We start from the raw sequence: 14,811 nt of genomic DNA on the forward strand, positions 1-14,811 counted from the left end.
GCTAGCCTAAATTTTGATAATTATAGGTCCAATCTGTGATCTGCACATCTTTTTTGAGGAATGTTCTAAATCCTTGTGGAGACCAGATAATTTGTCCTTTGGCTGGATTACCATTTCTTACCTTAAGCAGCTCTACTTCCCAACAGGGGTAACCAATACCAGGTAATCCATCATCCGATTGACTAGGTAAAGAAGTAACCTTCCAACGTGCAGCACAACTCGTCGCCAACAAGATCTTGGGGTTATGTTGAAGTATAAATCCTGTCACCCGGCTTTTTTCTACGGCAAGTTGAAGGCGCCTTGACTGAATAAAATCCAGCTGATGTATTTCAGCCAATACGGCTGTTATGCCATGGCATTTCAACGCTTCTTCCATTGCCCATAAAACATCTCTTTCCCGTTTCATGGAGACAAAAACAATCGAGGCCGGATCAACTCCAAATGATTTGATAGCAGCAGGAAATACCGTTTGAATAGAGCCTATCCAAATACAAATCCCATCATTTTGCATCAGTTTTCCAAGCAAAGCACCAATAAATCCACAGGAAGCAGCACTATCCATGCGGTTAAAGCTAACAAATTCATGTATAACACCTTTGGGAAAGATTCCATTTGGAAAAGCTTTTTCCAAAGGCCCCAAATCTATAGCGCATTCATCATTCAAACTTTGAGCTACTCCCTGCCACGACAGTAAGTCTTTTTTAAGTTTGCTAATCAAAGCTTGTTTATCATCTAACATCATAACCCCTCCTATTTAATAGTACATACAAATGTAATACTAAATATTTTAGTATTAAAGACGAAAGCTATATTTTTTAGCAAATAAACACAGTGCTAAAACGGAATCTTTACTATTTCAATTCTTATATATCATTCAAGAATTGTTGGATGACATCTTTTTTTCTGGTCGCAACAGGAATCATTTTACCATCAGACATTTCTATTTGGCCATCCTTGAAATATTTTTTAATATAATTGGCATTGATTAAATAAGATTGATGACAACGAATAAATTCAGATTCAGGAAGCATCGTTTCAAAATGCTTAAGGACTTTTGAAACCATCATCGGTTTATTGTCTTTGATATAAAATGTAGTATACCCTTTATCTCCATGACAATAAAGAATATCATCAATATTCACGATCTGGGTATATTCAAATGTACGAAGCGCTATCTTACGAGGTCTACTTGGAGATTTCAGATAGCTTTCGGCCATACTTAATTGCATGCTATTGAACTTAAATTCCGTATTTTTTTTATAACATTTTTCAATAGCTTCCATAAATTGTTCTGGGACTAATGGCTTTAATAAATACGCAATGGCACCTATATTTAGGGCTTCTATGGCATACTGGTTAAATGCTGTTATAAAGATGGTATTAATATCCAATTTCAGTTCTGAAAGGAAGGATAAACTGGATCCGTCTTTCAATTGAATATCGGCTAAAATAAGATCTGGATTAGATTCAAGCAATTCACGTTCTGCCTGGGCAATAGAGGGACTATAACCTACTATCTGAACATAGGGTATCGCATCTAACAGAGACTTAATATACAGATAGATGTTATGCTCGTCTTCAAGAATATAAACTTTCATAATTTCACGTATTTAATTAAAATATAAAACAAGTGGGATATAAATTTCTACACGATATCCACTTTTATCCTCTTTATAATTGGGTTTTATTTCAATCCTTGCTTTTTGCTTTGGATCAGTAAATAAAAGTTCAAGACGCTCTTTGGTAATCACCTGTGAAAGAGATGTCTTGTGCGCATTCTCTTTTTTATCTGTGCGCATTCCCCAACCATTATCACTGATAACAATATGCAATTGATCTGCTTGCTGATTAAAAAGAATTTGTAACTGTCCGCGATAATTTAAATTTTTGAAAGCATGTTCAATAGCGTTTTCAACAAACGGCTGAATCAACATGGGGGGAATCATGACATCGTCCACATCCAAATTACCGCTCTCAATTTCAAAATCAAATACATCTTGATAGCGCATCTGCTGTAAAAGTATATAATTCTTTAATGATTTAATTTCTTGATCCAAAGAAATATACTCCTCCCTATTTAATTCGAGTATATCACGAATTTGACGGGACAACAGGATGAGGTATTGATTTGCTTTTGCTTTTTGTTCACTACTGATCAAACCTTGCAAATTAGCTATAGCATTATAAATAAAATGCGGATTAAGCTGGTTTTGTCGTGTCTTTTGCTCTAAAATTAATTGTCTGTTTTCGGCAACTATACGCTGATTAATATTTTTCAACAACTTTTGTTTATTCCGATAATAAATGAAGAATGCAATACTAAAGATCAGCGCAAATAAAATAACAAAAATCCAACGCTGTTGGACCATAATCTGATGGTTGAAGGCATTTGTTGTTTTTAAAAGCTGAATAGCCTGGTCCTTTTTTTCAGTTTCATATCGTGTATTGATCTCATTGATACGATCATTTTCAATACTTTTTGTGCTATTTTTATAATCCTGATAGGCTGAATCTAAGGTAAAATAAGCCCGTTCATAATCTCCTTTTAATGCGTGTGCTACTTGTAGATTCTGGTAATAGAATAATTTATTTTGCTTGCCTTTATGTGTTTTGATAAACTGCAATCCAGCATTGAAATAATAGATCGCCGAGTCCACTTGATGATTATTCAAAAAATTTTTTGCCAAATTCGCATACGCATAGGCATTGAGCGCCTTGCTTGAAGATAAATAATTAAAATACTTTTGGGATGCCTCTACTGCTTTTCGACTATTACCTATGCTAAAAAAATACTGCGCCTGTAAATTATACATGCGCATAATAATAGCAGAATCAGCCGTTTTATTTGCATAATATCTGCAGCTATCCAGTGTTAATTTTAATTTCTCAAAATCATGCAATTCAATATACTGTATAAATTTAATCTCCTGATAGGCCTGTGCAACATGTGGGTCGGATCTGTTGGGATGATAATAATACCACGACTCGTTATCTTTGAGTGCCTGGTTATAATCAGCGCGGCGATAATTTGCATTGGCCAATAGATTAAAAAAAAGAAAACTAAACCTACTTTTATTTGCTAATGCATATTCTTTCGCATCGATAATTTGTTCCATGATGCCAATAGTAGTCACATCATTAAAACTAAAATTAGCTCTTATTTTAAAGTAATCCTTCAGAACATGCAAATCGGGAGACATTGTTCTCCCATCAAGGTTTTTCAGCGCAATTTCTATTGAATCAATTTTATCATCCAACAAGTAGTTATACGCCAAAAAAATCCAATTATAGCCAGAAATATTAAAATATCTATCCTTAGCAAACTCCGTTGTCTTCTTTGCTATAATAGATTGATCCCTAAAATCCTGTAGAGCGAGAAATTTTAATAATGTGTCCTGATAGGTTAAATCAAGTGCCTTATCTTCAGTATGCGCATTATTTCTAGACGTCTGACGGTCACTTTGATAACAAGAAAGTAACTGTGCCATTAGCACGAGAGATAAAAAACAAAAAGTAAATCTTGTCAAATTTCGTATCATCAGAATATAACTATCTGTTTAAATTTACATGAAGGTCTTATATTTTTCCATTACCTCCTTCATTAACTATAATAAGCTTTCACAAGATATCAACAGCTATAAAAAAATAGGCAAGGCACTACTATCCATATCATGTTATCTATTGTCGAATATCGGAATATTATCAAAAAAACCAATATATACTTTCAAAAGTATTTAACCCCACTGATACTTATGTTAATATTCTTCCTCAGTAAAAACACCGAGTGCAATTATTGATCGCAGATAGAGTTAATTTTCTTTTACTTCCTACAAACATACAAATTGGTCAACAATGAAAACTTACTATTTAATAATCGCAATATATGACTCAATATTTGCATCGATAAAGAGAATTTCGTTTTTTTATCAAAACGTGTAACGAAATAGCCATACCACATACTTATATCATAAAGCATCACGCTAAAACGTAATATGGTAAATAGCCTAATCTTTACTTACATAAACTGGACTATAGATAGTGATATCTTTGTTATTCCACTTATTGAACACCCTATTCGCTGGTACGGACTATTTTGGTTATTGGGTATTGTATTATGTTATAAGATATTAGGATCATTATTTAAGAAAGAAGGTCGGCCACCCGAGTTTTTAGATCAACTAACCATTTATATTGTTTTTGGTACTGTCATTGGCGCTAGACTAGGGCATGTATTATTTTACGATCCCGGTTATTACCTCAATAATCCCTTAAAAATATTAGCCATATGGGAAGGTGGGCTGGCAAGCCACTGTGGCGGTATAGGCATACTAATCGCAATCTATTTATTTGCAAAAAAACAGCAACTTCCTTTTCTCTGGCTTGCAGATCGGATTGCTTTGGTCGTCCCTTTAGCTGGTGTTTGCATTCGATTGGGCAACTTAATGAACTCTGAAATGATTGGCACAGCAAGTAGCTTACCTTGGGCCTTTGTGTTTACCCATATCGATACTATCCCCCGGCATCCAGCACAGCTTTATGAAGCCTTATTTTGTCTCTTATTATTCGTATTGTTATATCGTTTATGGAAAGAAAACAAGCTTCGACGTAACAATGGAAACTATTTCGCCTTGCTGTTGGTTTTGCTGTTTTCGTTCAGGTTTTTAGATGAGTTTTTGAAAATCAATCAAGAGCATTTTGAAGACTCCTTATTGATCAATATGGGACAGCTGCTTAGTATACCCTTCATTCTTATTGGAGCTGGCCTATTTATTTTCAATCGTTGTCGAGAAAGAATACCGAATATAACGTAATAGAATGCGCGGACTTCCAATAATAGCCCGCTACGTCATGCTCACCAAATACAGAAATGGTTATCATGATTTTTTTAATAAGCCATGTTGAAAAGCATATTTTACTAATTCCGCGGTATTTTTTACCCTTGTTTTATCTATCAAGCTCTGCCGATATCCTTCAACAGTACGCTTACTCAAAAAGATTTTATCTGCAATTTCTAAATTTGTAAAACCGTCAGCGATTAACTCTAATACTTCTAGCTCGCGATCGTTTATTTCCAGATCGAGGATGATATTCGAGCCCGCATCCCTATAAACTTGACCGGAAGAAACTTGTTCAAGCAGGGCTATACTAATTTCTTCGCTCATATAGCGTCCGCCTTCAGCGACATGCTTTAATCCAAAAAGTAATTCATTGTAACCTATATTTTTCAACAGGTAGCCCGAAAGACCATGTTCAAAACCTTCAACAACATAATGAATTTGATTTAGCATAGACAATATCACAACTTTGACCAATGGATATTTTTGACTGATGATTTTTAAAAGCTCCATCCCGTCCATATGCTCCATGTTTATATCAGTTAAAACAATATCAGGAGCTAAACCATTCGCCAATATAGACAGCGCTTCTGCACCATCAGATGCCTCGCCTATCACCGTAAATTCACCCTGGGATTCTAAAAGTAGTTTAATACCATTCCGTACGACCATGTGATCTTCAACCAATAGTATCTTAACCGTATTCATCTTCTATGGCATTTAAATAAAAACTTTCAATTCTATTTTCTTCCAAACTTATACTGCAACGATAATTTATCATATTCGCTATTTGAAATCACTTGCGTCCTAAAAGTTTAAAAAGTGGCGGTGATTGGATATAGCAAAGTTGCTATATTTAAATTGCAAAATTATAACACACCGCCATGATAAATTTAAATGTTTTTAGTCAGATTTTATCTCTTATCGACCGCGAATTATTCAAAGATTTGGTTTCAAAGCACAAAAGTGACAAACATCAGAAAGGGATCAACAGCTGGACGCATCTAGTCAGTATGCTTTTCTGTCATTTTTCCTCGGCAGATTCGGTTCGTGATATTAGTAACGGTCTACGCAGTACCACTGGTAATCTGAACCACTTAGGTGTAGTAAGAGCTCCAAGTAAGTCTAATATATCCTATATCAACACACACCGTACCGATGAACTTTTCAAAGATCTTTACTATTCTGTTTTGGATAGGCTTTGGCAAAAGGACACCCATTTTCGCAAAGATCTTGGTCAGCTAAAGCGTAAAGTATATCTGATGGATGCAAGCATCATCCCCTTATGTCTATCTGTATTTGACTGGGCAAAGTTTCGTAGCACCAAAGGTGCCGTAAAGTTGCACACTGTCTTGGATTATGATGGCTGCCTACCTGTTTTTATGCAGATTACCGATGGAAAAGTACATGAGAGCCAGCGAGCCGGTAGTTACAGTTTTTCCAAGGGAAGCGTGGTGGTAGTGGACCGTGGCTACGTGGATTACAGCTGGCTTGGGGATTTGGACAGCAGGGGGTGTTATTTCGTTACCAGGAGTAAAGTTAATATGAAGTACAAGGTTATCAAGTCCTATCAGAGTGAAGCACTCATGGAAAAGGGGATCCTTAAGGATGAGCTCATTGAGCTATCCGGTGCTGCCTGCAATAAATACAACGGCAAGCCGCTACGCCTAGTCCACTTTTGGGACAGCACCACTGGCAATGAGTACCACTTTTTGACCAATAATACGAAGTGGAAGGCTTCTTTGGTGGCAAACATCTATAAACAACGCTGGCATATCGAAGTCTTCTTCAAGCATCTAAAGCAGCGCTTAAAAGTATCGACATTCATAGGGACTTCTGAAAATGCAGTGATGATCCAGATCTGGACTTCACTCATTGGCATATTACTGTTAAAATACTTACAAAAAAAAGCCAAATATGACTGGAACCTGTCCAATCTGGTCGCATTCATCAGAATGAATATCTTCGTGAAAATAAACATCTGGCAATGGATAGATGATCCCTTTCTCAGGCCGCCTATAAAAGGAAAAAAGGGACAGCTAAAGATCTTCGCAGATTGAAAAATAGGGGTCAATATCGAAATGATGAAAAAAGCTATGCCTGTACCACAGAAATCCAATCCTAAAATTTATTTAGGACACATATGATTTGAAATAAAAAAGAAACAGACTGCAAACAAAATAAAGATACAACTTTCTATCCAGTCTACTGTCGACATGATGAGTTCACATTAAACAGCCCACAGGATCAACTGGCAAATAAAATAGTGGATTTCATCCCGTACGACAACTCCGGTCATTTATGGATAGAGCGAAAACTCATGAGAAAGGAACAATATTTGTATGCTATTAAATCAAGCTATAGCGATATCGCTTTAATCAATACTTAATTTTTGCTATGTTATGATATGTTCAGATAAAGATATTTTAGCCGTTCTCACCTCTTCATTGGATGCCTGCGCAATTTATGATAGTGCAGAACTCCATATTTCTTATGCAAGCACTAACATGTTAAAACTTTGGGGTTGTGATCAGCGTATTATTGGGCAGTGTCTTGAAAATTGTCTTCAACTAGAAGATTTAACACCCTATATCCCCCTCCTGAAAAATGTCTGGATAAACGGAAAAACTGCGGTCATTGAAAAGATAAGGATTAAACTCAAAACGGAAAATCAGGCTTCACTAGGTTATACGCACACTTTTGAATATCATCCGCTCATCGATGAAAAAGGTGAAATTTATGGCATATTTAATCAAATTAGACTGATACCTGAAAATGAAGACAAGTACCCACAAACGCAGGAAAAAAATACCATTGAACGAAAATTGCTACAAGATTTATTAACTCAAAAATATCTTATAGCAGGAAAACACTATAAGAGCCCAACGAATAATTACACCTTGTCATCTAAACATACTGAAGATCTCAATGAAAAACTTAAGGGGGCACTCAAGAAAATCATTGAGAGTGAAGAACATTATCATTTTGCTTTACAGTCGGCCGAGATGGGAACATGGACCTTAAATTGTAAAAATTACTTAGTAAATTGGGATGAACGGACTCGGGAACTCTTTGGGTTTGCGAAAGGTGAGTATGTTCCATACAATGAAGTCCTTAAATATATTCATCCAGAAGATAGGAATAGAATCGATCAGGAAGTCAAAAAATCACTGACTTATCAAAACAAAGGTGTTTATGACGTACAGTTTAGAACCATTGGAGCACAAGATCTTCAGTTACGGTGGTTGCACTGTAAAGGAAGAGTATACTTTGACCAAGACCAACAACCCGAATGGTTTGCAGGTACCGCTATAGATATTACCACCCAGCATCAAGAACACGAAAAGCTTGAAACAATTCATCAACTTATCGCCAAAAGAGATCAACAGTTCAGAATGATTGTTGAAGCCGCCGGTATTGGTATCTTTTCTATTGACATGGAAACCAAGAAAATGGAACTCAATGATCGCTGCCGTGAATTATTTGGCTTCCACCAGCATGACAACATAAAAGAAGCTGACTTTTTCGCCCAAATTCTACCTCAGTATAGAAATATCATTCAGCATGTTTTTCAGGAAGTAACACGCAAGCAATCGCTTTTCGATTGTCAATGTGAGATAAAAGATAAAAAAACGGGTAAGATAAAATGGTTAAGGTCAATAGGCGGAAGTCAATTGGAATCGGATACAACAAGACACATGATCTATGGCGCCATAATAGACAACACCAATGACAAGGAAGAAGAAAGGAAAAAGCTCGATTTTATTAGTATCGCAAGTCATGAACTCAAAACACCTTTGACCTCACTCATTGCCTATATCCAATTACTACAAGCCAAAGAAGGTACATTGAGCAGCGAAAAGCGCATGCAATATCTCCACCAATCGAATGAGCAAGCAACGCGTATGCGTGGCTTAATCGACGGCTTTCTAAATGTTACTCAACTAAATGAGGGTAAGTTAGTACTTCGCAAAAAGACATTTAACGTTTGTTCTTTACTCGATTATATTCAAAATATCTATTCTTTAAAATCTGTCAAGCACTTCATTCATTATTCAGGAGCAATAGATTCGAATTTGGAGATTATCGCCGATCGTGATAAAATCGAACAAGTGTTAATCAACTTCATGGATAATGCCATTAAATATTCGCCCAGTAATTCAACAATTACCCTGCATGTGGCTATACATTCAGGTTATTTTGAAGTCGAGATCAAAGACCAAGGAAAAGGCATCAATCATAAGGATCAAAAACAAATATTCAATAAATTCTATCGTGTAAATGACGATGCGGACCGTTATGCATCGGGATTTGGCATAGGACTGTTTATTTGCAAAGAAATTATTCAAAAACATCAAGGAGAAATTGGGGTCGACAGCCAGATCGGCCAAGGGTCAACCTTTTGGTTTAAAATTCCGGTCGGTGCATAACGCTAGGGATTTTTAACAAAAATTTCCAATAGCAAAAAAAAGCAACAGCTGTAATCAAATCACAACTGTTGCTGAAACGCTTATTCTATAACCTATTTCTTTTTCAAATCGGCTCCGGCAATATCTTCCCATCGATAATAATGGAATGTTTTATCATCACTCATAACAACAAACAAGCCATGTTTGAAGGTTTCATTTAAATTAGAAGAGGTAGTTTCTGAACCATCACTTTGTGTTGCCATAACCGGTACACTCTTCAGATATTTATGTTCGAAAGGATTGCTTTTGGTTCCTTCCCGACTAAAAACCTGAAAACGATTTGCACCCTGGTCCGACACCAAGATATATCCAGTACTGTCGGTCACTTTATAAATCGAAATACCTTCATGATCTTCTTTAAAACCTGTTGTAGCAAATAATGCCAACTGTTGGTTTCCCTTTGCTGGATCCGCATAGTATTGTTTTACGCCAATTTGTTCGTCCGAATAGTAAATATACCCAAGCTCATTGTCCACCGCTATTGCCTCAATCTCTTTCTTTCCACTAAATGAACCAAATTTGCGAACCAGTGTAGCTTTTACTGAACCAGAGCCATTATCCTCCAATAAATATTGTCCCAAATAGCCTTCTTTTGGTCCATTTTTTCGCCCAACAATAGCATAGATCTCTCCTTTTGGAGAAGTATATAGAGCAATCCCCATTAGATCTCTGAATTCAGGTTCAGTTTCACCAACAAACATATCTAATCCCCCTTGATCGATCGGCTTCATGTCAGGTAGTGAAAAAATACGCAATTTATGGGTCATACGCTCTGTTGTGACAGCGATATCAACAGGTTTCCCCCCCAATACCAAACCGTATGCTACATCAACGTTGTTTGGTCGTTTTAAATTGGAAACCACTTTTTCTTTGACCGTTTTACCCTGTAAATCGTACACGAATAAAGCTCCATCGGCATCTTTATCCGTTGCTATAATCAGACTCTTGCTCGGATCGTTCTTATTGATCCAAATTGCAGGATCATCCGAATCATAGCGTACAGCATCGGTCACAATAACAGGTTTAACTGAGTTTACCGTATTTGTTTGCGCATTTTTGCATGCTATTTGAAGCAGGGTTGATGCTCCCAAAGTTAGTGTTAGTATTGTTTTTAAATTTGTCATTATATGAAGTAAATTAGAATTTGGAACCAAATGCCCCAACATAAGCTGCAGGCTGAGGAGAATTATATGTTAGGCCGTTTGACATCACAAGGCCACTCGTAAAATGGGGTTTAAAAGCCAAAGTACCGGCCTTTAATGCAGGTGAATTCCCTTGAAGATGAAAATCCCAGGTTGAATCAAATACGTAATTGTCAACCGATGTTTCTAAAGGATAAGAAACAAATTTAGGATTATTCTCCCCTGCCACTTTACCTCTAACATCGTTAATACCGCCTACAATATCATTTTTACCGACCTGAAACTGATCTACAGTCAATTGACCGTAACCATAATACCAATTATTACCTGACACAGAACGGCTATCTTCTGGTTTTTTAGGATCACGCTTGACTCCAAAACGTGTATTGGCAAAAAGATTATTATAAATTTCTGCTCTGACAGAGGCCTCTAACCATATGGAACCTCCTTTGGCTGTAGGTCTGCGCCACCCTGTATTGAGCATGGTATTATTGTAAACAATAATATAAGCCTGAGGTGTACGGTCTCCCGAATTGGATAGTTTTAATGCATTGGTATTTACACTATACACGAGGTTATAAGCGACATCTGCAAGACATCCGGATTTGAAATTCATCGCTTCTCCACCTGTCACTCCATTAGAAAAGAAACGATTGTTAGCGAAAATGATTTTTCCTCCTTCAATATACGTACAGTCTTCGTGAAAATGACTTACAGTGCTATTTTGAACAACTAGCTTTCCGTTTGGATTTGAGAACCACAAAGCTGGCAAAGCTTCACCAGACACTTTTTTATACAAGCCCATTTTTACAGAAGTCGACGCATCCGATGTAATTGCACCACCATATTCAATGACGGTATTGTCCAAAACAAGTTCCTGGCAGCTTGGAGCGGCTAAAATTCCTCCCCATAACTTGCCAAATTCATTCGTCTTCGTCTTATACCCATCTTCAACTGTAAACTTTACAGGATTTTCAGCTGTACCTAGTGCATACAAATTACCCAAAACAACAATTTCAGGCTTATTGACAGAATCCATCAATACGGTTACACCTTCCTCAATCGTCAGGCTCTTGCCTTCGGGAATAATAATATCTCCCTTGATATGCTGCACACTCCCTTTGCTCCACACACCGGATACCTCACCTATAGCACTTCCATCAGCATCAGAAGTATCAACATCAATATTTGCTTTTTCACAGGCACTTAGCACCACAATAAAAAACGCTAGAAACGATAAAATACATTTATTTTTCATCTGTATATATTTAATTTTTAATGATGAAGCAGATTTCACTTATCCAAAATATTGGCTTTCCAAAAAAGTGAAAGCTTCACCGAAACAAACTGTTCTTATTTAACGTCGCACATGTTCAGATTAAAACATGCCCTGTTTTACGCGGGTCTATTATTTACTAAACGAATAACGTAAACCAAGGATATAGTTCTGCCCATACAAATCCCTTCTAATCAATGTATTTCCGCCTTCAATAAGCTTTTCGGCGATCTTCTCATTTTCGGGATTTGTTCCTTTCACATACAATTCCATTGGTGTATTCAAGATGTTGTTAGCTTTGGCAAAAATGGCCCAGCCAGCTCTAAACTTCTTCTCAATAGAAGCATCTAACTGAACAAATCCTTTTTGCCATAAATCATCGTTCAAAAATTGCGACACTGTATTGATTCGTGAGCCGGTATAAGATCCAGCTAACTGTCCTTCCCAGCCATTATTAGCATCTTTGTAAAGTAGCGATAGATTGGCCACATGTGCAGCTTGCCCATATAGCGGCCTCGTTTGATCCACGATAATCGCTTCAGGGTCCTGTGTGGTTTCATTGATTCGACGTGACATCTTGGCGGTCGTTATACGTGAATGTGTATAGGTATAATTGGCCTTAACACCAAATTTTTGGATATACTTGATATAATCAACCTCGAGACCAAAGTTGTTGGCGTTACCAAAATTACCGGGGGTGTAGTATACATCCTGATTACGAACCTCATCCGGTTGAAAGGTATATTCAATTGGGTTTTTGATTTTCTTGTAAAACATACCCACAAGAAATTGAGAGGAAGCTTCAGGGAATAATTCATACCTTAAATCGAAGTTATCTGCTAAGGCATGTTTTAAATCTGGGTTTCCTTTTTCTAAAAACTCTTCATTAACCACACTTGAGGGTACAATTTCATAAAATCCAGGTCGGTTTAACGCACGATAATAGGCCGCATGAAGCTGTTGTTTTTCGTCCAAATGATATTTCATGGTCAAACTTGGCAGCCACTCTGTATAAATTTGAGATCCTTCTGGTCTTTTTTCTCCTGCAGGAAACAATAATTTATAATTCTGATTGGTATGCTCCATCCGGATACCACCGATCATCTGCCATTTGTCATTCTCATAATTGAACATGCCGTACAATGCTGTTGTCTTCTCACCGGCGTCGTAAGTTAATGGATTTGCGACCGCTCCAGTAGGATTGGTAACAGTCAAATTGAGATCGGTATAGCGCTGAAAATCCACGCCGTATTTATACTTTGCCTCTTCTGCCGAAGCTGGTGATAAGTTGTAGTTATTGTAAAAACTACTACGCTGTTTATCACGATACAAACCTCCGGTCGATAGCTCCAGCTTACTGTTTTCCATTGGAACTTTATAAGCTACATCCCAATAGCCTGCATGATCATTATCGGTATTCCGCTCCCAACGATAGGTTACAGGAGATTTATTCACGAGAGAAGTCCTTTTACGTTCAAAATTTTCTTCTACTCCATCCAAACTGATCATCGTATTTTGCGGTAATTGATTGCGCGCTGAAGAAAGCACACCTGACCAACGGACATTCAGACGATTATCTAAAAAATGATGATCCCCCTGTAGTGTACCATTGTAGATCTGTTGCTGTGTTTTTCGGCTTCTTGTCACATAGGTCAGTTCGGCTTTACCAATACTGGGATCATACTGGCCATTATATATCGTATTTACAGCATCACGCAATTGCATGTTATTTAAATTCACATACATTTGATAAAAGCTAATCCGATGATTTGGATTAAATCGATAGTCGATCTTGTTATGCAAACCTAAGCGTTGTTGCTGTTCATCATATTGACGATCACTCTGCTCAGTAATTACCGCATTGGGATTTACGCCAACGACAGCCGATTTGTAGAAAATAGAACGACTACCTCGATGTAAATTTTGATAACTCGCACCCAAAATAACCCCCAATTTATCATCCAAATACCGATTGCCTATTGTCAAATTGCCTACAAGGTCTGGAAGGGGCTTTTTATAGGTATAATCTAATGCCCCCTTATTAAAATCAGCAGCGGTTGCATTGTAATTCTTCCCATGCTGTTCGTAGGGAGATTTAGCCGAGGTTCCGCCTGTTGAAAAGCTTCCAAAATCACGATTAAAATAACGTTGGCTGTAGCCTGTTGCCAAATTTGCTTGAAGCAATAATTTAGTCGGCGCCGATTTCATAACCATATTGACAACTCCACCCACCGCGTCGGCTTCCATATTTGGTGTTAGCGACTTATAGACTTCTAAGCGTTCCAACATATCTGAAGGAAATAAATCCAAAGGCACATAACGGTATTTATTATCCGGACTTGGAACCTTTACACCATTCACTAAAGTGGTATTGTAACGTTTATCCATCCCCCTCAGAATAGCATATTGTCCCTCGCCATTCGAATTTCTTTCTATAGATACACCCGAAACACGCTGCACAACATTTGCAACGGTGATATCCGGAGAAATCTCTATTGCACGCGCCGAAACAACATTCATAATTTGTGACGCATTCTTTTCCAAACGCCTTGCACTAGGATCATCATCCCCCCCATTCCGACGTCCTTTTATGGTTACTTCCATTAATGTCTGTTCCGTAGACGTCAGCTGAAAAATAAAATGAGGTGTATTTTCTTTTTGAATTTCGATTTCTTTAATTAATTCGGCATAGGCCATATGCTTGATATGAACCCTATCCACACCTGCAGATAATCCTTTGAATTCAAACGAACCATCCAATTGTGTTTTGGTCGATAGCCCACGCTGTTCCAAGAATACTGTTGCACCAGCAATAGCTTCACCAGTTTGACCATCCAATACCTTACCTTTGATTTTGGTCGCATAAGCAGCGCTGACCGAAATACTGGAGGCAAGTAATACCGTTAAAAAGTTTTTCATTTTGCTTAGATTATTATGAATCTTTGATTGTTGTCGCAAAGATGGCAGCCAATTTTAATCACACAAAATATCTAGCGTTACAACAAGGAAACAAGGTAAAAAGAGCACTATACAGCAAGGAAACAGAAAGATTTAAAACGCTAATAAACAGTAGTTTAAAAACAAATTAC

General features: G+C 37.3%; 10 protein-coding genes. 3 read left to right on the forward strand and 7 right to left on the reverse strand.

Annotated elements, in window-relative coordinates:
- Nucleotide 1 precedes the first annotated feature (1 nt).
- The 3 genes from AACH28_RS03340 to AACH28_RS03350 all read right to left on the reverse strand — a co-directional run bounded on the left by AACH28_RS03340 (nt 2) and on the right by AACH28_RS03350 (nt 3,488).
- Nucleotides 2–742 (reverse strand): ImuA family protein, encoded by a 741-nt coding sequence (locus tag AACH28_RS03340; RefSeq protein ID WP_070563863.1) that lies wholly within the window; start codon nt 740–742, stop codon nt 2–4.
- Nucleotides 743–863: 121 nt separating this feature from the next.
- Nucleotides 864–1,598, reverse strand: coding sequence for a LytTR family DNA-binding domain-containing protein (locus AACH28_RS03345; RefSeq protein WP_046673530.1), 735 nt, complete (start codon nt 1,596–1,598; stop codon nt 864–866).
- 12 nt (nt 1,599–1,610) lie between these two features.
- Nucleotides 1,611–3,488 (reverse strand): sensor histidine kinase, encoded by a 1,878-nt coding sequence (locus tag AACH28_RS03350; RefSeq protein ID WP_070563861.1) that lies wholly within the window; start codon nt 3,486–3,488, stop codon nt 1,611–1,613.
- Between the two features lie 504 nt (nt 3,489–3,992).
- Between AACH28_RS03350 and lgt the strand changes: the two genes are divergently transcribed.
- On the forward strand, nt 3,993–4,811 hold the full coding sequence (lgt, locus tag AACH28_RS03355; protein WP_341832245.1) for a prolipoprotein diacylglyceryl transferase: 819 nt from the start codon (nt 3,993–3,995) through the stop codon (nt 4,809–4,811).
- A 63-nt stretch (nt 4,812–4,874) separates the two neighbouring features.
- Here the strand turns inward: lgt and AACH28_RS03360 are convergent, their stop codons facing one another.
- Nucleotides 4,875–5,543, reverse strand: a complete 669-nt coding sequence (locus AACH28_RS03360) for a response regulator transcription factor (RefSeq protein WP_070563855.1) — start codon at nt 5,541–5,543, stop codon at nt 4,875–4,877.
- A 176-nt stretch (nt 5,544–5,719) separates the two neighbouring features.
- Between AACH28_RS03360 and AACH28_RS03365 the strand changes: the two genes are divergently transcribed.
- Nucleotides 5,720–6,895, forward strand: coding sequence for an IS4 family transposase (locus AACH28_RS03365; protein WP_341832246.1), 1,176 nt, complete (start codon nt 5,720–5,722; stop codon nt 6,893–6,895).
- 342 nt (nt 6,896–7,237) lie between these two features.
- Nucleotides 7,238–9,265, forward strand: a complete 2,028-nt coding sequence (locus AACH28_RS03370; protein WP_341832247.1) for an ATP-binding protein — start codon at nt 7,238–7,240, stop codon at nt 9,263–9,265.
- A 92-nt stretch (nt 9,266–9,357) separates the two neighbouring features.
- On the opposite strand, the gene AACH28_RS03375 is transcribed toward AACH28_RS03370, so the two are convergent.
- The 3 genes from AACH28_RS03375 to AACH28_RS03385 all read right to left on the reverse strand — a co-directional run bounded on the left by AACH28_RS03375 (nt 9,358) and on the right by AACH28_RS03385 (nt 14,641).
- Nucleotides 9,358–10,428 (reverse strand): phytase, encoded by a 1,071-nt coding sequence (locus AACH28_RS03375; RefSeq protein ID WP_341832248.1) that lies wholly within the window; start codon nt 10,426–10,428, stop codon nt 9,358–9,360.
- 13 nt (nt 10,429–10,441) lie between these two features.
- Nucleotides 10,442–11,704, reverse strand: a complete 1,263-nt coding sequence (locus tag AACH28_RS03380) for a right-handed parallel beta-helix repeat-containing protein (RefSeq protein WP_088161671.1) — start codon at nt 11,702–11,704, stop codon at nt 10,442–10,444.
- A 150-nt stretch (nt 11,705–11,854) separates the two neighbouring features.
- Nucleotides 11,855–14,641, reverse strand: a complete 2,787-nt coding sequence (locus AACH28_RS03385; protein WP_088161672.1) for a TonB-dependent receptor — start codon at nt 14,639–14,641, stop codon at nt 11,855–11,857.
- Nucleotides 14,642–14,811: the final 170 nt, after the last annotated feature.

Origin of the sequence: Sphingobacterium thalpophilum, from assembly GCF_038396785.1 — a bacterium.
Lineage (GTDB): Bacteria > Bacteroidota > Bacteroidia > Sphingobacteriales > Sphingobacteriaceae > Sphingobacterium > Sphingobacterium thalpophilum_A.